At 69.2% G+C, this 19,519-nt stretch carries 20 protein-coding genes and 1 pseudogene; 9 read left to right on the top strand and 12 right to left on the bottom strand.

All coding sequences use genetic code 11. The features are described from left to right. Positions 1-41 precede the first annotated feature (41 nt). From MKK63_RS12630 to pabB, 4 genes are read right to left on the bottom strand one after another with little or no spacing between them, the layout of a single operon-like run. On the bottom strand, positions 42-488 hold the full coding sequence (locus MKK63_RS12630; RefSeq protein WP_244002150.1) for a DoxX family protein: 447 nt from the start codon (positions 486-488) through the stop codon (positions 42-44). After that, complete coding sequence (locus MKK63_RS12625; RefSeq protein WP_244002147.1) at positions 485-1,360, bottom strand: aminotransferase class IV; 876 nt, start codon at positions 1,358-1,360, stop codon at positions 485-487. The genes MKK63_RS12630 and MKK63_RS12625 overlap by 4 nt, the downstream gene beginning before the upstream one ends. Continuing rightward, positions 1,347-1,961, bottom strand: coding sequence for an anthranilate synthase component II (locus MKK63_RS12620; RefSeq protein WP_244002146.1), 615 nt, complete (start codon positions 1,959-1,961; stop codon positions 1,347-1,349). The genes MKK63_RS12625 and MKK63_RS12620 overlap by 14 nt, the downstream gene beginning before the upstream one ends. Continuing rightward, a complete protein-coding gene (gene pabB / locus MKK63_RS12615; protein WP_244002144.1) occupies positions 1,958-3,328 on the bottom strand; it encodes an aminodeoxychorismate synthase component I in 1,371 nt (456 codons plus the stop codon). The genes MKK63_RS12620 and pabB overlap by 4 nt, the downstream gene beginning before the upstream one ends. Positions 3,329-3,702: 374 nt before the next feature. Between pabB and rimO the strand changes: the two genes are divergently transcribed. Together rimO and MKK63_RS12605 are read left to right on the top strand one after the other, a co-directional pair. Beyond that, on the top strand, positions 3,703-5,079 hold the full coding sequence (gene rimO / locus MKK63_RS12610) for a 30S ribosomal protein S12 methylthiotransferase RimO (RefSeq protein WP_244002142.1): 1,377 nt from the start codon (positions 3,703-3,705) through the stop codon (positions 5,077-5,079). Between the two features lie 156 nt (positions 5,080-5,235). Continuing rightward, a complete protein-coding gene (locus tag MKK63_RS12605; RefSeq protein WP_244002140.1) occupies positions 5,236-6,378 on the top strand; it encodes a hypothetical protein in 1,143 nt (380 codons plus the stop codon). A 122-nt stretch (positions 6,379-6,500) separates the two neighbouring features. On the opposite strand, the gene MKK63_RS12600 is transcribed toward MKK63_RS12605, so the two are convergent. Further along, positions 6,501-8,036 (bottom strand): sensor histidine kinase, encoded by a 1,536-nt coding sequence (locus MKK63_RS12600; protein ID WP_244002138.1) that lies wholly within the window; start codon positions 8,034-8,036, stop codon positions 6,501-6,503. A 272-nt stretch (positions 8,037-8,308) separates the two neighbouring features. Between MKK63_RS12600 and MKK63_RS12595 the strand changes: the two genes are divergently transcribed. The 3 genes from MKK63_RS12595 to MKK63_RS12585 all read left to right on the top strand — a co-directional run bounded on the left by MKK63_RS12595 (position 8,309) and on the right by MKK63_RS12585 (position 11,759). Next, positions 8,309-8,764: a (2Fe-2S)-binding protein gene (locus tag MKK63_RS12595; protein WP_243916478.1), complete on the top strand. Its 456-nt coding sequence runs from the start codon at positions 8,309-8,311 to the stop codon at positions 8,762-8,764. Positions 8,765-8,813: 49 nt separating this feature from the next. Then, entirely contained in the window at positions 8,814-11,009 is a 2,196-nt protein-coding gene (locus MKK63_RS12590; RefSeq protein WP_244002136.1) for a xanthine dehydrogenase family protein molybdopterin-binding subunit, read from the top strand. A 135-nt stretch (positions 11,010-11,144) separates the two neighbouring features. Further along, positions 11,145-11,759, top strand: a complete 615-nt coding sequence (locus MKK63_RS12585; RefSeq protein WP_244002134.1) for a uracil-DNA glycosylase family protein — start codon at positions 11,145-11,147, stop codon at positions 11,757-11,759. A gap of 179 nt (positions 11,760-11,938) precedes the next feature. Here the strand turns inward: MKK63_RS12585 and MKK63_RS32215 are convergent. Together MKK63_RS32215 and MKK63_RS12580 are read right to left on the bottom strand one after the other, a co-directional pair. Beyond that, a pseudogene (locus tag MKK63_RS32215) lies at positions 11,939-12,409 on the bottom strand (zeta toxin family protein); the annotation flags it as partial. Then, on the bottom strand, positions 12,393-12,611 hold the full coding sequence (locus MKK63_RS12580) for a hypothetical protein (RefSeq protein ID WP_244002132.1): 219 nt from the start codon (positions 12,609-12,611) through the stop codon (positions 12,393-12,395). The gene MKK63_RS12580 and the pseudogene MKK63_RS32215, both read right to left, overlap by 17 nt. Positions 12,612-12,793: 182 nt before the next feature. On the opposite strand from MKK63_RS12580, the gene pyrF reads away from it, so the two are divergent. Both pyrF and MKK63_RS12570 read left to right on the top strand, forming a co-directional pair. Continuing rightward, the gene (pyrF, locus tag MKK63_RS12575; RefSeq protein ID WP_244002130.1) at positions 12,794-13,486 is read left to right on the top strand and encodes an orotidine-5'-phosphate decarboxylase; all 693 of its coding nucleotides are present in this window, start codon (positions 12,794-12,796) and stop codon (positions 13,484-13,486) included. An 83-nt stretch (positions 13,487-13,569) separates the two neighbouring features. Beyond that, a complete protein-coding gene (locus tag MKK63_RS12570; RefSeq protein WP_244002127.1) occupies positions 13,570-13,914 on the top strand; it encodes a DUF1330 domain-containing protein in 345 nt (114 codons plus the stop codon). 70 nt (positions 13,915-13,984) lie between these two features. Here MKK63_RS12570 and MKK63_RS12565 read toward each other — a convergent pair whose 3' ends face one another. Together MKK63_RS12565 and MKK63_RS12560 are read right to left on the bottom strand one after the other, a co-directional pair. Further along, positions 13,985-14,263, bottom strand: a complete 279-nt coding sequence (locus tag MKK63_RS12565) for a type II toxin-antitoxin system RelE/ParE family toxin (protein WP_244002125.1) — start codon at positions 14,261-14,263, stop codon at positions 13,985-13,987. 300 nt (positions 14,264-14,563) lie between these two features. Further along, positions 14,564-15,193, bottom strand: coding sequence for a TetR/AcrR family transcriptional regulator (locus MKK63_RS12560; RefSeq protein WP_244002124.1), 630 nt, complete (start codon positions 15,191-15,193; stop codon positions 14,564-14,566). A gap of 152 nt (positions 15,194-15,345) precedes the next feature. Here MKK63_RS12560 and MKK63_RS12555 point away from each other — a divergent pair, with 152 nt between their 5' ends. Beyond that, positions 15,346-16,116: an SDR family NAD(P)-dependent oxidoreductase gene (locus MKK63_RS12555; protein WP_244002122.1), complete on the top strand. Its 771-nt coding sequence runs from the start codon at positions 15,346-15,348 to the stop codon at positions 16,114-16,116. 66 nt (positions 16,117-16,182) lie between these two features. Here MKK63_RS12555 and MKK63_RS12550 read toward each other — a convergent pair whose 3' ends face one another. From MKK63_RS12550 to MKK63_RS12540, 3 genes are all read right to left on the bottom strand, one after another. Further along, positions 16,183-16,380: a hypothetical protein gene (locus MKK63_RS12550; RefSeq protein WP_243916471.1), complete on the bottom strand. Its 198-nt coding sequence runs from the start codon at positions 16,378-16,380 to the stop codon at positions 16,183-16,185. A 193-nt stretch (positions 16,381-16,573) separates the two neighbouring features. After that, positions 16,574-16,747 (bottom strand): hypothetical protein, encoded by a 174-nt coding sequence (locus MKK63_RS12545; protein ID WP_244002120.1) that lies wholly within the window; start codon positions 16,745-16,747, stop codon positions 16,574-16,576. Positions 16,748-16,902: 155 nt separating this feature from the next. Then, positions 16,903-17,412 carry a ferritin-like domain-containing protein gene (locus MKK63_RS12540; RefSeq protein ID WP_244002118.1) on the bottom strand — a complete coding sequence of 170 codons (510 nt, stop codon included), beginning with the start codon at positions 17,410-17,412 and terminating at the stop codon, positions 16,903-16,905. Positions 17,413-17,794: 382 nt separating this feature from the next. Between MKK63_RS12540 and MKK63_RS12535 the strand changes: the two genes are divergently transcribed. Beyond that, entirely contained in the window at positions 17,795-19,486 is a 1,692-nt protein-coding gene (locus MKK63_RS12535) for a hypothetical protein (protein WP_244002116.1), read from the top strand. The last annotated feature ends 33 nt before the right edge of the window (positions 19,487-19,519 follow it).

The raw sequence follows: 19,519 nt of genomic DNA, 5'->3' as shown, positions 1-19,519 counted from the left end.
CGGATCCTGGGCCGCCGTGATCCCTGGATCACGGGATCCGGTCAGCGTGTGGAGCCGGGCGGGCTCACGGCCGATCGTCCGGAACGGCGGATCGGCCAGTCGATCAGCCCGCCGGCCCAGAGGGCGGCCCAGACGAAGACCGGCTGAAAGGCGAGCCGCGGTCCGTGATACCACCAGGAATCCGGGATGCCGTCGACGTGGATGTGGTCGAAGGCGTGCTTCAGGTTCGCCGGGTAGACGCAGACCGCGTAGAGGGCGAGGCCGATTGCGGCGGCCCGGCGGAACCGGCCCGTCAGGAGGCCGAGCGCACCGGCGATCTCGCACAGGCCGGTGGCCTGGATGACGAGGCGTGGTTCGGGCACCCAATCGGGCATCAGCGGCAGCATCGCGTCGGTCGCCACGAGGTGGACCACGCCGATGAACAGGTAGATCGCCGCGAGCCCGTAGCGCAGCCAGCGCCGCCCGGCCTCGATGGTCTGCTCGGTCACGCGACCGTCTCCTCCGCCACGCCGCAGGTCTGGGCCACGCGGGCCCGCAGGGCCGCCATCAGGCTTGCCACCGCCTCGTGCCCGGCGCCCGGGAAGGCGTTGTCGCCGATGGCCGTCACGGGGGACAGGAGCCGCAGGGAGTTGGTCAGGACCACGGCGTCCGCGCCCAGGAATTCGGGCAGGCCGAGCGAGCGTTCCTCCGCCCGCAGCCCGCATCCGGCGGCGAGACCCAGAACCTCCGCCCGGATGATGCCAGCGAGCACGCCGTCTTCGAGCGGCGGCGTGACCAGGGTCGTGCCGAACAGGGCGAACAGATTGCCGGTGCCCGCGCAGGCCACGCGCGCCTTCGTGTTGCAGAACAGCGCCTCGTCGAACCCGGCCGCGGCGGCCTCGCCGGTGGCCAGCACCGCATCGCCATAGCCCAGCGTCTTGAGCCGGCTGGCGGGCGACGTGTCGTTGCGGGCGATGGCGGTCGGCCACAGGCGCAGGGGCGCGAAGGCCGCGCTCCGGGCACTCGGCGCCGCGGTGGCGAACAGCGTGGGGTGCGGATCCTCCGGCGGCTTCAGCCCGCGCGGGCCGGAGCCGCGCGTCAGCGTGGTGCGGATCGCGCGCCGCACCCCGAAATGCTCCCCGAGATGTTCCCTATGGCCTGCCAGCGCCCGCATGGCCGCGCGGATCCGCTCCGGCTCGGCGGGGATCCCAAGAATCCCCGCGGAGGCCACGAGCCGGGCGATGTGGGCGTCCTCGAAGGCGACGCGGCCCCCGAGCGCCAGCGCCGTGTCAAACAGGCCGTCGCCGAGCGTCAGGCCGCGGTCGGTGTGGTCGAGGGGGGCCACGGTCCCGGGGGTGATCGCCCCGTCACGCCACAGCATCGCGGCGTCCCTCCGGCCTCTCCCGCCACGCGCGGGCCAGTCCCAAAAAATTAGCGAACAGGGCGTGGCCGCCCTCGGTCAGCACCGATTCCGGGTGGAACTGGATGCCGTAGGTCGGGTGGGTCCGGTGCGACAGCGCCATCACCTCCCCCTCCTGCGAGACGGCATCGACGGAGAGGTGCCGTTCCATGTCGGGGCCGGGATTGACCACCAGCGAGTGGTAGCGCCCCACCGGCATCGGCGCGGGCAGGCCGGAAAAGAGGCGCTCGCCGGTGTGGGCAATCGGCGTCATCTGCCCGTGCAGGGGGCGCTGCGCCCGCGCGACCGTGCCGCCGAAGGCCGCGCCGATCGCCTGATGGCCCAGGCAGACCCCAAGGATCGGCACCGTGCCGGAGAGATCCCGGATCGCCGGCAGGGAGATCCCGGCTTCCGCCGGGGTGCAGGGTCCGGGCGAGACCACCAGGGCCTCCGGCTCCAGCGCCCGGATGCCGGGCACGTCCAGCGCGTCGCTGCGCACGACCCGGACTTCTTCGCCCAACTCCTCGAAGTAGCGGACCACGTTGAAGACGAAGGAATCGTAATTGTCGAGGACGAGGATCATGCGAAGGCCTCGAACACCCGGGCGGCCTTGGCCAAGGTCTCGTCGTATTCCGGGCCCGGCTCCGACAGCAGGGTCACCCCGCCCCCCGCCTGCAGCACCGCCTGGTGGGCGTCCATGAACACGGTGCGGATCGCGATCGAGCTGTCCATCGTCCCGTCGAAGCCGATCCGGCCGATGGCGCCGCAATAGAGTTCCCGCGCGTCGCCCTCGATCTCCGTGATGATGTCCATGGCGCGGATCTTTGGCGCGCCCGTGATCGAGCCGCCCGGAAAGGTCCCCTCCAGGAGGTCGAGGGCGTCGAGCCCGTCGCGGAGTTGTCCGGTCACCACCGACACCAGATGGTGGACGTTGGCGTAGGTCTCCAGCCCGCAGAGCGTGGGCACGGCGACGCTGCCCGGCCGGCACACCCGCGACAGGTCGTTGCGCAGCAGATCGACGATCATGACGTTCTCGGCCCGCTCCTTGACGTTGGCCTGGAGCGCGTCCGCGACGAGTCGGTCGGCCTCCGGATCGTCGAGCCGGCGGGCGGTGCCCTTGATCGGACGTGTCTCGACGTGCCGGCCGTCGAGCCGGATGAAGCGCTCGGGCGAGGACGAGGCGATGCTCAGCCCTTCCAGCTCCAGATAGGCCCCGAAGGTCGCCGGGTTTGTGGCGCGCAGGCGCCGGTAGAGGGCGAACGGGTCGAAGTCCGCCGGCAGATCGGCGCTGAAGCGCTGGGCGATGTTGGCTTGGTAGATGTCGCCGGCCCGGATGTATGCGCGGACCTTTTCGACAGCGTTCTCATAGCTTTGCCGGTCGAAGTTCGAGCGCCACGTGAGGTCCTTCCCGGATTGGCCCGGTGCCTCTGCCGGTTCGGTGCCGAGCCGGTCGGCGAAGGCGGCGAGCCGTGCCTCGGCGCGGGCCTGACGGGCAGCCGGTTCCGTTTCCGGAAAGCCGGTGGCGACGAGCCGGGCCGTGCTGGCGGCGTGGTCGATCACCAGGGCCGTGTCGTAGAGGTTCAGGGCGATGTCGTCGGTGAGCCCCGCCCGCCGGGCCGGCGCCGCGACCCGCTCCAAAGCCGCGCCGAGGTCGTAGGCGAGGTAGCCGATCGCGCCGCCCGGGAAGGGGTTTTCGGGGCTCGGCTCGATCCGATAGGGCGCGAGGCAGGCGCGCAGGGCCGCGAACGGGCCGCCCGGCACCGGTTCGCCGTCCAGGGTCGCGACCCCGTCGCGGAAGCGGAAGCGCGCGAACGGATCGGCCGCCACGATCGAATGGCGCCCGAGCGGGTCGTGCCGCATGGCGCTGTCGAGGAAGGCGAGCCCCGGCAGGCACCGCAGCCGGGCGGCGGCCGCGACGGGATCGATGGAGGGGATCTCTCGGGTCCACATGACCGGGTTCGGGGCCGCTATCTCTGGCTGTGCGTTATCCGTTGCCGTCGCACAGGCGATGCCGCGGGGGAAGCGGCAGTTCCACGCAGGCACCGCCGCGCGGTGCGGACGGGATCTGTCCAGGCTGCAGGGCGACGGTCCCAACGCCTGATGCGCGGTCCAAGGATCTGCCGGCAAGGTATTGCTAAAAAAATAGAAATCTTTCGTGATCCGGTAGCCTCGTGCCGGGAGCCGGACACCCCTGCGGCGGCCGGTCTCGCGCGGGCGGTCGAGAACCGCTATAGGATCACGACCCCGAATTCTCGTCCTCGCGCTCCGTGTGGCTGTCTCATCGGCCACACGCGCGGGCGGCGTCCGATCTGTCGAATGCGCCCATGACCGCCACGCCAGCCCCCACGCCCGCTCCGAAGGCTTCGGACCTCAAGGCTTCAGATCTCAAGGCTTCGGCCCCAAAGATCTCGTTCGTGTCGCTGGGCTGCCCGAAGGCCCTGGTCGATTCCGAGCGGATCCTCACCCACCTGCGCGCCGAGGGCTACGAGCTGGCCCGGCGGCACGATGGCGCCGACGTGGTGATCGTCAACACCTGCGGCTTCCTCGATTCCGCCAAGGCCGAGTCGCTCTCGGCGATCGGCGAGGCCATGGCGGAGAACGGCCGGGTGATCGTCACCGGCTGCATGGGCGCGCAGCCCGAGGAGATCCGCGAAAAGTATCCCGATCTCCTCGCGGTGACCGGACCGCAGGCCTACGAGTCGGTGGTGGCGGCGGTCCACGAGGCGGTGCCGCCGGCCCACGACCCGTTCCTCGATCTCGTGCCGCCGCAGGGGATCAAGCTCACCCCGCGCCACTACGCCTACCTGAAGATCTCGGAGGGGTGCAGCAACCGCTGCAGCTTCTGCATCATCCCGAGCTTACGCGGCAATCTCGTCAGCCGCCCCGCCGCCGACGTGCTGCGCGAGGCGGAAAAGCTGGTCAAGGCCGGCGTGAAGGAGCTGCTGGTGGTCTCGCAGGATACCAGCGCCTACGGCGTCGATATCCGCTACAGTGAAAGCCCGTGGCAGGACCGTCAGGTCCGCGCGAAGTTCTACGACCTCACCAAGGAACTCGGCGAACTCGGCGCCTGGGTGCGGCTGCACTACGTCTACCCCTACCCGCATGTGGACGAGGTCATCCCGCTGATGGCCGAGGGCAAGGTGCTCCCCTATCTCGACATGCCGCTCCAGCACGCCAGCCCCGCGGTGCTCAAGCGCATGCGCCGGCCCGGCAACCAAGAGCGCCAGCTCGACCGGATCCGCAGCTGGCGGCAGATCTGCCCGGACCTCGCGATCCGCTCGACCTTCATCGTCGGCTTCCCCGGCGAGACCGAGGCCGAGTTCGAGGAGCTGCTGGGCTGGCTGCAGGAGGCCAAGCTCGATCGCGTCGGCTGCTTCGAATACGAGCCGGTGGCGGGCGCCACCGCCAACGCGCTGGGCGACCTCGTGCCGCCGGACGTGAAGGCCGAGCGCAAGCGCCGGTTCATGGAAGCCCAGAACGGCATCGCGCTCCGGCTCCAGCGGGCCAAGGTCGGCAAGCGGATGCCGATCATCGTCGACGCCGTCGAGGGCGGGGTCGCCCACGGCCGGTCGAAGGCCGACGCGCCGGAGATCGACGGCACCGTCCACGCCGCCTTCCGGCGGCCGGTGCGGGTCGGCGACATCGTCACCGTGAAGATCGAGCGGGCCGAGGCGTACGACCTGTACGGCAGCGTGGCCTGAAAGCGGTCACGCGCCACGGCGCAATTGTCCAACCCGCTCTCTCATCCTGGGAATGTCCCCTCCTTGGGCAGGGAAGCGTCATAAACCTTCCTGGGCGCTCATAGAGCTATTATAGGCCACATGAGGATAAATTCTTCCGGCTGATTCGGGATGAGTATGGCTAATCAATCCGGTGTATTTCTTATACAAAACGATGAAACACTTGTGGCTATGCAGCCCGCAGAATTTTCCAAAGAAGTCGATTTCCAGACCCTTCTATCGAAATTTCCGGCCTTGCTGGTTGGTGATCAAATCAATCCTGAGCAGCCTCGACGCTTTGTCTTGGTAAAACAAGAACAGGCGATCGGCCACGAAGACAATGAGGCGCGATGGTCAATCGATCATCTTTTCCTGGACCAAAGTGGCACGCCCACATTGGTTGAGGTCAAGCGTCAAAATGACACAAGATTACGCCGGGAAGTCATAGGGCAAATACTCGATTACGCCGCGAACTATCAAGTCTCCTGGACCTGGGAGACCATCAGGTCGGCGTTCGAGAGCACCTGCGCGGACAACGGGGCGCAACATGACGTCGTATTGGCTGAATTCCTCGACAAGGACGTAACGCCCGACCAATTTTGGGCCAACGTGAAAACGAATCTGCAGGCCGGCAAAATCCGTATGCTGATCGTGGCCGACCATATTCCGACGGAGGTCCGGCGCATTGTCGAATTTCTGAACAAGCAAATGGATCCGGCGGAATTCCTTGCTGTGGAACTTAGGCAATACGCGGCCGGCAATCTGAGAACACTCGTTCCGATGGTGTTCGGACAGACGCAAGAAGCCACAAAGAAGCAAGTTTCGTCCTCAGGGCCACGCTGGACGGAGGAGAGGTTCATCGAGGCTCTGGCATCGAAATGCTCGCCTGCCGAAGTTGATGTCGCGCGCGCCTTGATCGCCTGGATGAAGGCCAGCGGTTTTCCGCTGGTTTACGGGGTCGGCCGTGAATTCGGGTCTGTCTATCCCTTGATGAAGGTGCGGAACGTAACGATCAATCCGGCCTACTTATCCACCGATGGTAAGATATGGTTTCAGATTAATTCACTATCCAACAAGCCGTTATTTGATAATCTGGAGACTAGGCGTGAATTGATCTATAAATTTGCCTCCATCGATAATTCAAAAATAACCGACAAGCTGCTGGATCGTTTCGGTACGTTGCCTTACGGCACGGTTGCGCTCGACCCCGATGGCACGAAGAAGCTCATCGACGCCTTCGAGTGGATCGCCACCAAGATCAGATCCGCACCGCAGGCCTGATGGGCCTACGCACTGCCCATCCGATGCGGGCGGCGCAGCGACATCCACGAGGCCTGCACCTCGCTGCAAGCCTGATCGCCGTCAACCAGATCAGCGATTCTGTCAGGCGCTTGAAGCGGAACTCACGCTGCTCGGTTGAGGGCACCCCGAGCCGGTGCCGAGGGCTCGGGGTCGATCTCGACCGGCGCCAGCGTGTCCATCACCCGGGAGATCGGCAGGGTCACCACCACCTCGGTGCCCTCCCGGGGCTTCGAACTGAGCTGGAACTGGCCGCCATGCAGCTCCACCAGCCCCTTCACGATCGGCAGGCCGAGCCCCGAGCCCTGCTCGGCGGTCTTGATCGCCAGCGAGCCGCGCCCGAACGAGGACAGGACGGTGCCGAGCTCGTCCTCGGGGATGCCGGGGCCGCTGTCCTTGACCGAGACGTATTGCCCGCCCGAGGCGGTCCAGCCGACTTTCAGCCAGATCTCGCCGCCGGGCGGCGTGAACTTCACGGCGTTCGACAGGAGGTTCAGCACGATCTGGCGCAAGGCGCGCTCGTCCGCCCAGAGCCGCGGCAGGGCGTCGTCCACGAGGTCGTGGAAGGTCTGGTTCTTGGCCTTGGCGCGCAGGCCCATCATGTGGCGGCACTCCTCGACCACGTGGGCGAGCTGCACCGGCTCCTCGTTCAGCTCGTACCGCCCCGCCTCGATCCGCGAGAGATCGAGGATCTCGTTGATCAGGTTGAGCAGGTGCATCCCGCTGTCGTGGATGTCGTTGGAGTATTCCCGGTAGGACGGCGCGGTGTGGGTGCCGAACACCTCGTTCTTCATCACCTCCGAGAAGCCCAGGATGGCGTTGAGCGGCGTGCGCAGCTCGTGGCTCATCGTGGCCAGGAACCGGGACTTGGCGAGGTTCGCCTCCTCGGCCCGGCGGCGGGCCTCGTCGGAATTGGCCTTGGCCTGCTCCAGTTCGCCGAACACCGCGTCCTTCTCGGCGCGCGAGCGCAGGGCGCCCATCGTGGCGGCGTAGAGGCGGCGAGACAGGCCGAGGAAGAACAGCTGCGCGCCGCCCGCCATCGTCACGAGCAGGAGCCCGTCCGCCGAACGGGAGAAGCTGGCCAGCGACGCGGTGGCCAGCGCCAGCGGCACCAGGGCGGCGACGGCCGCGAGCGGTACGGTCGCGGCCAGCATGGTGGTGACCGCCGAGGCGATGACAAGGCCGAGCAGCGCGAAGGTCCAGCCGCCCGTGGCGCCGAGCCCGATCATCGCCGCCCACGACAGGCTCTGCAGCACCTCGCCGATCAGAAAGAGGCGGCGCCAGTGCCTCAGGGGGATCGTCTCGGGATCGGCGTGCAGGAAGCGCCGGCTCAGGGTCGTGTTGAGCAGGATCATCAGGACAACGCCGAACGCCCAGCCCATGGCCACCGGCGGCGCGATCCAGAACGTCGCCGCCGCGGCGAGCGCCGCCGCGAAGCCCGCCAGCGGGATGCCGGCCCCGGCCCGGTACTGCGCGTAGTGGCGCAGCAGCTCGTAGTCGAAGGCCCGTTCCAGGCCGGTCAGCGAGGTCAGCTTCTCGCGCGCCGAGCGGATCTCGCGGGCGACCCCGAGGCGGCGGGCGGCCTCCTCCGTCGAGGGGCCGCGACCGCGCTGGACCATCTCGACAGTGAGATCGGGCATACGCGTCTTGAAACTCGGAGGTGGCGGTGTCGACCGGGATTCGCTCCTCAAGGATGCGGCGGATATGTTAAGAAGCCGCTGCCGGTATCGCTCGGATCTTAAGCATCCCGGGCTGTGGCGAGGCTGACCGACCTCCGGGCTCCGTGTGCGATCGCGCACATCCCGCCGGCGGCAGCGCTCGTTACGGTCGCGGGCTCGACGGTCCGGCCAATCACGCGGTGCGCCGCCATCCGGGGCGCCCGGGCTCACGTGACGATCAGAGGGCGCCGATCATGCCGAAGCTCACCGTCAACGGCGTCGCGCACGAGATCGACGCCGATCCCGACATGCCATTGCTCTGGGTCCTGCGCGACCGGCTCGATGCCACCGGCACCAAGTACGGCTGCGGCATCGCGCAATGCGGCGCCTGCACGGTCCATCTCGACGGCCAGCCGGTCCGCGCCTGCCAGACCAAGCTCGGCGATGTCGGCACCGCGCAGGTGACCACCATCGAGGGCGTCAACGGCCGGGTCGCTGATGCCGTCCAGGCCGCGTGGCGCAAGCTCGACGTGGTCCAGTGCGGCTACTGCCAGTCCGGCCAGATCATGTCGGCGATCGGCCTGCTCGCGGGCAATGCCAAGCCGAGCGATTCCGACATCGACGGCGCCATGGACGGCAACATCTGCCGCTGCGGCACCTATCAGCGCATCCGCGCGGCGATTCACGAAGCCGCGCGCAGCCTCGCCTGATCCGCCCCGGCGCCCACCTTCCCTCCGCGGTCCTGACCGGAGCCTCGCCATGCTGAACGCCCGTCGACCGAGCCCCCTCCCCGCCCGTCCCAGCCGCCGCGGCCTTCTGGCCGGCGCCGGTGCCCTCGTGGTGGCGTTCCGGCTCGACCCGAAATCCGCCCGCGCGGCCGCCGGCCCGAACCTCGCCGACGTGAAGGCGCAGCCCAACGCCTTCGTGCGGATCGGCGCGGACGACACCGTGACGGTGGTGATCAAGCACCTCGACATGGGCCAGGGGAACACGACCGGGCTCGCCACGATCCTGGCCGACGAGCTCGGCGCCGACTGGGCCAAGGTCCGCACCGAGTTCGCCCCCGCGGACGCGACGCTCTACAACAACAGCCTGATGGGCCCGATCCAGGGGACCGGCGGCTCCACCGCGGTGGCCAATTCCTGGTTCCAGTTGCGCAAGGCAGGGGCCGCCGCCCGCGAGATGCTGATGGCCGAGGCCGCCTTCCGCTGGAAGGTGCCGGTCTCCGAGATCACGGTCGCCGACAACGTCGTGCGCCACGGCCCGTCCGGCCGGCAGGCCCGGTTCGGGGAGCTCGCCGCCTCGGCGGCTTCGCTGCCGGTGCCCTCCGAGCCGCGGCTCAAGGACCCCAGCGAGTGGCGGCTGATCGGCCAGAAGGTGCCGCGCCTCGATTCCGTCGCCAAGACCGACGGCACGGCGGTCTACTCCCTGGACATCCGCCGCCCGAACCAAGTCACCGCCGTGGTGGCCCGGGCGCCGCGCTTCGGCGCCACGGTGAAAAGCTTTGATGCCGCCGCCGCCCGGAAGGTCGCGGGCGTCCTCGACGTGGTGCGGGTGCCGACCGGCGTGGCGGTCATCGCCCGCGACACGTGGTCGGCCATGAAGGGCCGCGAGGCGCTGACCGTCGCCTGGGACGACAGCACCGCCGAGACCCGCTCGTCCGACGCGATCCTGGCCGAGTACCGGGAGCGGGCCAAGGGCCCGGGCCTCACGGCGTCCGAGCGCGGCGATCCGCAGGCGGCGCTCAAGGGCGCGGCGAAGGTCATCGAGGCCGAGTTCACCTTCCCGTACCTCGCCCACGCCGCGATGGAGCCCCTGAACGCCACGATCGAGAAGGCGGCCGACGGCGGCTACGACGTCTACGCGGGCTTCCAGTTCCAGACCGTCGAGCAGGCCACCATGGCGGCGATCCTCGGCGTGACGGCCGACCGGGTGCGGCTGCACAGCAACTGGGCCGGCGGCTCGTTCGGGCGCCGGGCGACCCCCACCGCCGACTACCTCGCGGAGGCGGCCGCCGTCTTCAAGGCGTCGGGCGAGAAGGCTCCGATCCACCTCGTCTGGACCCGTGAGGACGACATGGCCGGCGGCTATTACCGCCCGACCGTGCTCCACAAGGTCCGGGCCGGCATCGACGCCAAGGGCGCGGTGGTCGGCTGGGACCACGTCATGGTCGGCAAGTCGATCATGATCGGCTCGCCCTTCGAGGCGATGATCGTCAAGAACGGGATCGATTCCACCACCGTGGAGGGCGCCTCCGACACGCCCTACGCGCTGCCGGCCTACCGGTTCGGCGTCCATAACGGCCGCGAGGGCGTGCCGGTCCTGTGGTGGCGCTCGGTCGGCCACACCCACACGGCCCACGTGATGGAGGTGATGATCGACGAACTGGCCCATGCCGCGAACGTCGATCCGGTGGCCTACCGGCTCTCGCTCCTGGCCCAGGCGCCGCGGCTGTCCGGCGTGCTGAAGCTCGCCGCCGAGAAGGCCGGCTGGAGCGCCAAGCCGCGGGAGCCGGGCCGCGGCCTCGGGGTGGCGGTCCACGAATCCTTCGGCTCCTACGTCGCCATGGTGGCGGATGTGACCGCGCAGGACGCGGCGATCCGGGTCAACCGGATCGTGGCCGCGGTCGATGTCGGCGTGCCGGTCAACCCGGACGTGATCCGGGCGCAGGTCGAGGGCGCGGTCGGCTTCGCCCTGTCGGCGGTGCTGCGGAACCGCATCACCCTCAAGGACGGACAGGTGCAGGAGCACAATTTCGACGCCTACGCGCCGACCCGCATGAGCGAGATGCCGAAGGTCGAGGTCCACATCGTGCCGAGCCAGGTCGCGCCGACCGGGATCGGCGAGCCGGGGGTGCCCGTTCTCGGTCCGTCGATCGCCAACGCGGTCTTCGCCGCCACCGGCCGGCGCCTGCGCTCCCTGCCCCTCGACCTCTCCGGCGTGAAGGGCGCGTGAGAAATCGCACCGCCCGCCGCCGCGCGGCGGCGTAGGACGGTTGGGTCTTCCCCCAAGACAAGAGACCGACTGACAACGGCGCGGCGCGACACCGCGCCGTTTCTTTTTTGGGCCGTCCGGCGCCATCTCCGGGGGATGCCGTTCGAAGACACTGCCGCCCGCCTGCGCGCCTGCCGCCTCTGCCGGGACAGCCCGCTCTACGGTCCGCCGCTGCCCCAGGAGCCCCGGCCGATCGTCCAGGGCAGCACCGGCGCGCGCCTCTGCATCGCGAGCCAAGCCCCCGGCACCCGCGCCCACCGGACCGGGATGCCGTTCCGAGATCCCTCGGGCGTCCGGCTGCGGTCCTGGCTCGGACTCGACGAGACGCGGTTCTACGATGCCGCCCGGGTCGCCATCCTGCCGATGGGCGCATGCTTCCCCGGGTTGGACGCCAAGGGCGGCGACCGGCCGCCCCGCCGGGAATGCGCCGAGCGCTGGCGGGCGGAGCTGTTCTCCGGGCTGCCGGACCTCGCGCTGACCCTGGTGATCGGCCAGTACGCGCAAGGGTGGCACCTGGGGAAGCTGGAGGATGGCCTCACCGGCACGGTGCGGCGCTGGCGGGAGATCCTCGCCGAGCCCCGGCGCCCGCGGGTGCTCCCCCTGCCCCACCCGTCCTGGCGCAACAACGGCTGGCTCAAGCGCGAGCCCTGGTTCGAGGCGGAGCTGCTGCCGGTGCTGAAAGCGGAGGTGGCGCGGGTGCTGGCGGGGTGAGGCGGAAGCCTCACGGATCGCGCGCCGCCCCGAACACGGCCTCCGGACTGATATCCGTCGCTTCCGCTACGGCCCCGCAGATGAAGGGGCTGAGACGCGTCGAGCCGGTTCTCGTCGATGAGGCCGCCGACGATACGCAGGGGCAAATTCGGCGCACGCCCGGTGTTGTCGAAGATCGCCGTCGCGTCGGAATAGCGTATGGCACGCGCAAGCTTCTCGAAAGCCGCGTCGTAACGGCGCCGAATGACGGTCTCCGGGATAGGGGGGCCGCCTTGGCTGACTCTCTGAGCGACACGATCCACATTCAGATCCACGCCGGCGAGCGTAACGAAGACGGGTCCGATTTCATAACCGGCATCGAAAGCCCGGCGCATGAGCGCGAGCGCTTGGTTCGAACTGAGCGTGGTCTCCCAGACGAAATCGCGCCGTTGATCGATAAGCTCTTCGAGGCGGCGAAGCACCGCTCGGCCCGCCTGAAGCGACGCACCGTCCGGGTTTTCGGGGCTCAACGCGCGCGCGATCAGGTCCGTGTTCGCGGACTCTCCGGGTGGAGCGAGCGCCCGGTAGAGACTCGACTTTCCGGATTCGCTGGGACCACCGGGGATGGTACAAACCGGGCTGGATTCGCGTCCCTCAGGTCCGCGGGTCATAAGTTTCGACGACGGTTCTTCGGCCGTCACGACGTTCGACGCGCTCACATGTGCCGTCGGGCATGTCACGGACGATACCGTCCCCGAGGGCTGGATCCATGTAGTAGGCCGGTACGCCCGCCCGCCGGGCCTCGTCGCGGGCATCGGTCCCGACCCGTCGGATGGCCTCCGAGTTCTGGCGAAGCAGTGTCGTGAGGATCATGACCGGTTCCTGGTGTTGACCCCAGCATCCTGCGACGCCTGCACCATATTCCCGGGGCCCGCCGCCTGAAAGCCTCTCCGTGTCACGCGTCACCGGAGCAACCCGGATCGCCGGCCAGAACCCTGTCGCATTGACAGGCCTCGCCCGGCCGTGATCCGTGCCGCGACCCGGAAGGACGCCCGATGCCCGAGACCGCCGACCCCCGCGACCGCCTGATCGTGGCCCTCGACCTGCCGGGCGTGCCCGAGGCCGAGGCGCTGATCGACCGGATCGGCGATGCCGCGACCTTCTACAAGATCGGCTATCAGCTGGGTTACGCGGGCGGCCTTGCGCTCGCCGAGCGTCTGGCGGCGCGGGGCCTCAAGACCTTCCTCGACCTGAAGCTGCACGACATCGGCAACACCGTCGAGGCGGGGGTGCGTGCGGTCTCGAATTCAGGGGCCACCTTCCTCACCGTCCACGCCTACCCGCAGACCATGCGGGCGGCTTTTCGTGGTCGGGGTGCGGACCTGAAGATCCTCGCCGTGACGGTGCTGACCTCCTACGACGATGCCGACGCGGCGGAAGCCGGCTACGGCCTGCCGGTGGCGGAGCTGGTCGCCCGGCGCGCCGCCCAGGCCGCCGAGATCGGCATCGACGGCCTCGTCTGCTCGGCGGCGGAGGCGGCCGCGGTCCGGCGGATCGTCGGGCCGGACCGGCTGATCGTCACCCCGGGAATCCGTCCGGCGGGCGCCGAGGCCGGCGACCAGAAGCGGGTGATGACCCCCGGCGAGGCTAGGCAGGCCGGGATCGACCATGTCGTGGTCGGGCGCCCGATCACCGGCGCCGCCGACCCCCGTGCGGTGGCGCAGGCGATCTTGGCCGAGATGGCCTGATCAGAACGGGGATTGCTTTCGTGCGGCCCGGAGCCACTTCGCCCGGCAAGATCCAATTGGCTCGGCAAGGCAGGAGACGCAGCATGACGAAGGGCTACTGGATCGCGCGGGTCGATGTCCGCGACGCGGAGGCCTACAAGGACTACGTAGCGGCCAACGGCGCGGCTTTCGCCAAGTTCGGCGGGCGCTTCCTCGTGCGCGGCGGCGCCCACGAGGCGGTGATGGGGCCGGCCCGCTCCCGCAACGTGGTGATCGAGTTCCCGAGCTACGCCGACGCCCTCGCCTGCTGGAACTCCGATCTCTACCAGGCCGCCAAGGCCAAGCAGCGCGGCGGCGTCGAGGCCGAGATCCTGGTGATCGAGGGTTATGACGGCCCGCAGCCCAAAGCCTCCAAGCCCGTGCCGGAGGCCGGGGCGGCGTCCGAGTAGGTCTCTCCGCGGAGAGGATCCGTCCGTCGCATCGTCCCGGAAGATGGAAGCCGCCTTTCGGGACGATGCTCTAACCATCCCGCGATGGATGCAGGATCGCGAGCACCTGAACGACGCCGTTGCCTGCGTCGACGGCGTAGAAGATCCGGTATCGGTAGCTCGGCGAGACGGCCTTGCGCACGGTCGCCTCGTCCTGCTGCCGTCCGCTGAAGGGGTGCACGGTCAGTCTGTCGATGGTGGCCCTGATGTCCCTCTCGACCTTGGCTGCACCGTCGGGATTGCGATGGATGAGGTAGTCCGCGATGCCGTTCAGATCCGTGAGCGCTGCCTGAGTGTAGACGACGATCACGGCCTGAAGCGTCGGAACGCGGCCTCGATCTCCGCCTCGGTGGCGAGGTGGCCCGCCTGCACGTCGGACAATCCGCGCCGGACGGCAGCCCGCTCCTCGACCGTCATTGTCTCCGGCAGCGTGACGTCCGTATCGGCGGTCGACGGCGCGCCAGCGCTCCTGTCCGGCGGGACAGCGCGGGGGGGCGTGCCGATTCTGGGACGGCGCATCATGCGAGCACCATACCGCAGGGCCTCACGTATCGAAACGGGGGTAAGGCCGTGCTGCGATCGACCGTATCGGGTCCCTGCGCCCACAGCCCTATGGCCGGCGCCGGGCCGGCGCCAGGCTCCGCAGCAGGAACGCCGTCATGGCCTCCACCGACGGCGCCGGCTGGAGCGGCGACTTCCCGACCAGGACCGGGTGCGTGTAGCGGGCGATCGCGGCGTGGACGCAGGCCGCCGCCTCGGCGGGATCCGCGGCCTCGAAGACGCCGCGGGCCACGCCTTCGACGATGATGCGCTCGATCCCGGCGGTGATCCGGGCGACGTGGTGGCGGCAGACATCCCAGCTCTCCGCCATCGCCGCCTCGATCATCTCGTGCAGCCGGGGAAACGCCTCGCACCGCCGGGTGCAGTCGCGGTGCAAGGTCTCGATCGCCGCCACGAACCGGGCGGTCGGATCGAGGCCGGGCCGGTCGGCGATCTCCGAGATCAACGCCTCGACCTCGCCGATCAGGCGCTCCAGCACCGCCTCGTTGATCGCCTTCTTCGAATCGAAGAAGCGATAGACGTTGGCCGGGCTCATCTTGAGCGTACGGGCAATGTCGGCCACCGTCGTCTTCTGGTAGCCGATCTCGCGGAAATACGCGTCCGCCGTCGCGAGGATGCGGCTGCGCGTATCGGGGGCGCTCTCCTCGGTCGGGCAGGGGATCGTGTCAGCCAGAGACATGCTCCTCACTAGGACATGCGGGCGCGGAGCGTCAAAGACGCCGGCCCGGCTGAGGTTCCCCTGCGGCCGGTGCGCACCGCGCGGAACTGCGCCGGGCGGCGCCGATTGCTTCGGCATCCGGCCGCGACCGCGGTGCACCCCATGGATCGACGATGAGCTTCACCGACACCCGTGCCCTGATCACCGGAGCCGATTCCGGCATCGGGCAGGCGACCGCCGAGCTGTTCGCCCGGGAGGGGGCTGACGTGGCGATCACCTACCACACCGACGAGGCCGGCATCCGCGAGACCGCCGCCCGGGTCGAAGCCGCCGGGCGCCGGGCCTTGGTGCTCCAGCTCGATGTCGGCGATCCGGCGGCGGTCAACGCAGCCTTCGACCGGATCGGCAGCGAGTTCGGCACCCTCGACGTCCTGGTGGCGAATGCCGGCCAGGCCATGAGCGGCGTGCCGGTGGCCGAGATGGACGACGCGCTGCTGGAGCGGATCCTGCGGGTGAACCTGATGGGCCCGCTGTTCTGCGCCCGCCCCTTCATCAAGATGCGCAAGGCGCAAGGGGGGAACGGCAAGATCGTGTTCGTCTCGTCCGTGGCCCAGCACCTGCCGACGCCCGAGAGCGCACCCTACGGCATGTCCAAGGCCGGGCTCGGCTCCCTGTGCCGCTCCCTATCGCGGGAGCTTGCCGAGGACCGGATCAACGTCAACAGCGTCGCTCCGGGCCTGATCGAGACCCCGATGACCGCCGACCGGTTCGAAAATCCGGAGACGCTCGACCAGTCCCTGGAGCGGATCCCGTTCCACCGGGCCGGCCAGCCCGAGGAGATCGCCCGGGCGATCCTCTATCTCGCCTCGGACGCCTCCGCCTATGTGACGGGCCACACCCTGGTGGTCGATGGCGGGCTGACCATGCAATGGGGCGGCGCCTGAACGCGAAAAGGCGCCGGACCCGGTCCGGCGCCACGCATGTTCGACGTGTCGGAAGTCGGTTCGCGCTTACGAACCGAACTGCGAGCCCAGGCGCTCCAGGTATTCGGCGAGATCGACGCCGCCGATCCGCTTGCCATAGTCGAACCGCATGCCCTGGCGGATATCGATGCTGGCATCCCGCGTCGTCAGGGTGAAGGGCCGGGTGCAGATCCAGGCGCCGTCGCGGCGGTGCTCGAAGTAGCCGAGGATCTCGTGCTTGGCCATAACCTGTCCTCCGGTACGGTGTTTGGAGACATAACGGTCACATCGGCCACAGGTTCGCGCGGTGCGACTGTTTTTCGTGCCTGGTTTCGGAGGTCTCGCGTATTCGGAGGTCGAAGGTCGACGGAACCGACCGGTGCTGATCTCGTTTGAGCTTGACCGTAACTGGTTCGGAGCCGTGCGCGGCCCGCGCCGCTCACCGCCAGCGGTCGAGGATCTCGGCGGTGGTCGGCGTCTCGACCTGATGGCCGTAGCGCATGCGGTACATCAGCAGCAGCGCGTCGTGCGCCTCGTCGCAGGAACTGCGCAGGGTGTCGGTGGCCAGCACGATGCGGTAGCCGGGTGAGTGTCGTACGAAGCGCGCTGCCACGTCGCACCGGAGGCGCGCGGCGTGCCCTCCGGCTGGATGCGGCTCGACCATGCGCAAGGCTGCGCCCGATCGCGTCGCGACCGGGCGCAGCCCTGAAGCCTTGCGTCGACGTGCTCTCGTGTGCCGAGCCGGTGTCCGCCTCGACGAAGCGAACCCTACCGGTCGGCCTTCGCGCCGGACGTGGTCAGCTGGAGGTAGCGCTCGGTGGTCGGCCCGATCAGCTTCCGCACCGCTTCCGCCATGCCCTGCTCTTCCTTGAGCGACTGCTGAAACGCCGTCCGGTGCCCCTGCTGGCCGGCGGCATCGGCGATGACGAGCAGCGACTCGTAGGCCGCGATCTCGAAGTTCTCGAAGGCATGGTTGGCGTAGGTGTTCTTCAGGATCTCGTCCTGGGCCGGGGCATGACCGAGAGCCATCATGTTGCCGACGAAGCCCAAAAACCCTTCCTTGAGGGCCGAGGGGCTGTCGCCCAGGCTTTGGAGCGCCTCCTCCAGGCGGTCGCGCTGGCCGTGCGTTTCCGCGATGTGGCGGCGCAGGGCCTGCTCCATCTCCGGATAGCGCTCCAGGCGCTCGACCTGCCGCTCCATGATCTGCAGCGCCTGCATCTCGACGGCATGGGTGTTCTTGAGGGCCGTGACGTAGATTTCGCGTACGTCCGTGGTCATGGCGTTACCTGTGTTGCGGTGCGGGCTCTGGGGTCCCATTCGCTCAGGGAACGCGGGCGCCGCATGGCCAAGTTCCTGGCTGCGCACCCCGGGCAGGAGATCGCGGGCGCCGCCATGGCGATGGCGCGCCGACCCGACGCCGTGGCGGCGCCGCCCGCGGGCCGCGATCCCTGCGACTTTAACATGTGTTTTGACAACGGGTTATTCGCCGTGGCGGCAGCGCCACAGCGGTTTGGAACCAGCGGCCGGCGGACGGTTTCCCACCGCCGCCGGGGTACCCTGCGGCGAGTCGTCGTGCGAGCGTCGTATGTGGCATCCCACCACTTTGGGCTGTTCGCCCCGGATCCGACCCCAGGGATCCCACCTCCTCGGCTGAGTGCCCATGCTGCGCCTGATCCTGCCGAGCACCCGCGCCACAGCGGCCGCGACCGGGCTCGCCCTCGGCCTCGGGGGCCTGCCGGCCCAGGCTCAGAGCGTCGCCGAGATGGCGGCCCGGATGGACGCGATGCAGCGCCAGATGCTGGCCATGCAGCAGGAACTCGCTGCCCTGCGCCGGCAATCCGGAACGCAGCGGGCCGCGATCGCCGGGGAGGCCCGGGAGCGCCGGGTGCTGTCGCGGGAGCAGGCGCGCTTGGCCGCCCGCACCGAGCATCAGCAGCGCGTGGCCCAGGTGGGTGGCCCCGGTGGGGCGCGCCCGGCCATGAGCGCGCACACGCCGGTCATCCTCGCCAACGACCTCGCCTGCAACGTCGGCAGCTACGCCCTCGGGCCGGCGGTCTGCTTCACCCCGGGCGGCTTCTTCGAACTGGCGGGCATCGTCCGCCATCCCAACCTCGACTCGGATGTCGGCACCGATTTCGGCGGCATCCCGTTCCGCAACGATCCCCGCTCGCGGGAGAACGAGTTCCGCTTCTCCGCCCGGCAAAGCCGCCTGAGCGGTTTGTTCACCGCGAAGGTCGAGCCCACGCTCCAGGTCTCGGGCTATTACGAGATCGATTTCCTGGGGGCTGCCACCAACGCGAACTCGCGCGAGAGCAACAGCTACAACCCACGCATCCGGCAGCTCTTCGCCACGGTCGAGACCCTCGATTCCGGTTGGCACGTCCTGGCCGGCCAAGCCTGGAGCCTGCTCACCACGGACCTGTCCGGCATCACCCCGCTCAAGGAGCAGATCCCGCTCACCATCGACGTGCAGTACGTGCCGGGCTTCAACTGGACCCGGAACCCGCAGCTGCGCGTGGTCAAGGACATCGCGCCGGGCCTCTGGGCCGGCCTGTCGGTGGAATCGCCCCAGAGCGTGCTGCCGCCGAGCCCCTTCGCGGCGCCCGGCATCGTCAACGTCAGCAATGCCGGCGACGCGGTCGGCCAGCTCAACACCTCCACCACCTACTCGAACAACAGCGTCCCCGACGTCATCGGCAAGCTCGCCCTCGAGCCCGGCTTCGGCCACTTCGAGCTCAAAGGTCTGGTGCGGTTCTTCGACGACCGGCTGAGCCCCACCAACCTCACCGCCGCGACCCGCCTCCCCGGCCGCACCGACACCGCGCTGGGCTACGGCATCGGCGGCGCCGCGACCCTGCCGGTGATCGACAAGCGCCTGGACCTGCAGGTCAGCGGCCTCGTCGGCCAGGGCATCGGCCGCTACGGCTCGGCGCAATTGCCGGACTTCGCCCTGAAGGCCGACGGGTCGGTCGCCCCGATCCCGGCCTTCCAGCTGCTCGCCGGCGGCGTCGCCCACATCCAGCCCGGCACCGACGTCTACCTCTATGCCGGCTGGGAGCACGCCGCGCGTGCCGGCGCGCTCAACGCCACCGGCTACGGTTCGCCGACCCTGGTGGTGACCGGCTGCGACGTCGAGGGCGCGGCGAGCGGGACCTGCCAGGCGGAGAGCCGCGACATCCGCCAGATCACCGGCGGCTTCTGGCACGATCTCTACAAGGGCGATTTCGGCCGCCTCGTGGCGGGCGCGCAGGTCTCCTACACCGAGCGCGACGCCTTCCGGGGCGCCTACGGGATCGCCCCGTCCACCCACCTCGTCACCGGCCTGACCTCGCTGCGCTATTACCCGTTCTGATCGACGGAGCCGGGGGAGTCCGCCAACCCCTCC

The sequence above is a fragment of the Methylobacterium sp. J-088 genome (assembly GCF_022829295.1).
GTDB lineage: Bacteria > Pseudomonadota > Alphaproteobacteria > Rhizobiales > Beijerinckiaceae > Methylobacterium.
Note: the sequence above shows the minus strand (reverse complement) of the source record. Positions and strands in the feature narration are given on the sequence as shown.